Origin of the sequence: Mesorhizobium sp. M1A.F.Ca.IN.022.07.1.1 (assembly GCF_003997575.1) — a bacterium.
Lineage (GTDB): Bacteria > Pseudomonadota > Alphaproteobacteria > Rhizobiales > Rhizobiaceae > Mesorhizobium.
The window spans coordinates 1-1,452 of the sequence record NZ_RZST01000614.1 but is presented as its reverse complement, the minus strand read 5'-3'; the positions used below and the strand labels follow the sequence as shown (position 1 = coordinate 1,452).

2 protein-coding genes and 1 pseudogene are annotated in these 1,452 nt (G+C 62.0%); 1 reads left to right on the top strand and 2 read right to left on the bottom strand.

Annotation, left to right across the window (positions count from 1 at the left end; translation table 11 throughout):
* A pseudogene (locus tag EOA75_RS32770) lies at positions 1–331 on the top strand (coproporphyrinogen III oxidase); the annotation flags it as partial.
* Between the two features lie 21 nt (positions 332–352).
* On the opposite strand, the gene EOA75_RS32765 reads toward EOA75_RS32770, so the two are convergent.
* Both EOA75_RS32765 and EOA75_RS32760 read right to left on the bottom strand, forming a co-directional pair.
* Positions 353–784, bottom strand: coding sequence for a potassium channel family protein (locus tag EOA75_RS32765; protein ID WP_127326132.1), 432 nt, complete (start codon positions 782–784; stop codon positions 353–355).
* A 102-nt stretch (positions 785–886) separates the two neighbouring features.
* Complete coding sequence (locus EOA75_RS32760) at positions 887–1,336, bottom strand: group III truncated hemoglobin (RefSeq protein WP_127326131.1); 450 nt, start codon at positions 1,334–1,336, stop codon at positions 887–889.
* Positions 1,337–1,452: the final 116 nt, after the last annotated feature.

Here is a 1,452-nt window from a genome sequence, read left to right as displayed (position 1 = left end):
GTATGAGAAGGCCGTGAACGCGGGTCATTTGGCGACCGCGCGCGGCATCGAGTTCAGCGTCGACGATCTGGCGCGAGGCTGGATCATCGAGCGCCTGATGTGCCACTTCTCGTTTTCAGCCGTCGAACTCGTCGAACGTTTCGGCGAAGTCGGACGGAAGCTGCTGCTCAAGGCAAGCAGCGTTGCCGTCGACGACGGCGGCAGGATGCTTGCGCTCGATGGCGAGCACTTCGTCGTGCCGAGAGACAACTGGCCGCTGGTCAGGACGGTGGCGGCAAGGTTCGACAAGTACCTCGGAAACGGGACCGGCAAGCATTCGGTGGCCGTGTGACCAGCGCCAGCAAGCCGCGGTTCAGAAGTGCTCGCCGACCCTGAAGGGGCCGATGCGGGTTCCGGCAGCGATCAGATAGGCGGTCGACCAGCCGATCAGCAAAAACCCGTTCACGCCTTCCAGGGCTGCCAGGACGCGCCATCCGTGCGCCGGCACCACATCGCCATAGCCAACCGTCGAAAAGGTGATGGTGGAAAAATAGAGCGCGGTTTCGAAGTCCGGCAACACGCCGACCGTCAGATATACCCCTGCCCACAGCCACACTTCGGTGGTGATGATGGCAAAGAGCCCCATCACGACGCTGATCATTGCCGCGATGCGACTGCGCCGGCCATGCATGCGGAAGCGGTCGACCAGGCGCGCCATCGCATGGGTGACAGCGATGAGACCGAAAGTGTGGATCAGGACGGTCAGGCTGATCACCACGGTGCCGAGGCAAAGATTAAGGATCATCCGAGGAAACTAAGGGCATCGACGGTCGCGATCCTTGCGCAAAATCAAGCCCGGTCCAGGTTCTTAAGACGACTGCATGGCTCGGCGCCTGCTAGGTCGACCTTATGCGCCACCCGGGTTTGGGGCAGGACCAAGGCGAAAGAACATGGCGAGCTTCAGGCTCGTCGCTATCCGTTCGGCGCGTTCGACGAACACCGCCGCGGTTTCGGGAGCGAACAGTTCAGAAGCCGTTTCGACAAAGAGGGCCAACCAGATGGCGAAGTCTGCTTCGGTGACATCCTTCAGCTTCAGGTGAGCCGGCACCGGCCGCCCATGATAGTCGCCGCTCTTCAAGACGACGGAACACCAGAAGTCCGTCATCTTGTCCAGATGAGGCTCCCAATCACCGGTGATCTCGCGGGCGAAGATAGGTCCGAGGCGTTGGTCCTTCCGCACCCTTGCATAGAATTGGCGGACCAGCGCTCCGATCGACTGCCGATCGACGCCGGGGCGCTCCAGCGACGCCTCGGCGGCAGGGCGAACCCGGTCAAGCAAGACTGACTTCGAGATCATCACGTTCCTTGTTTCTCGAGCAATCAGGTCAAGCCCAGGCGGTGAAGGGCAGCCTGAAGGAAACCGCGGCGATCACGGACGAGCCGGAAGCCGAGATTGTCGGGCGGCGTGCCGAC

Coding starts and splice junctions, on each gene's coding strand:
- EOA75_RS32765 (WP_127326132.1), bottom strand. CDS start 784: ATGATCCTTAATCTTTGCCTCGGCACCGTGGTGATCAGCCTGACCGTC.
- EOA75_RS32760 (WP_127326131.1), bottom strand. CDS start 1,336: ATGATCTCGAAGTCAGTCTTGCTTGACCGGGTTCGCCCTGCCGCCGAG.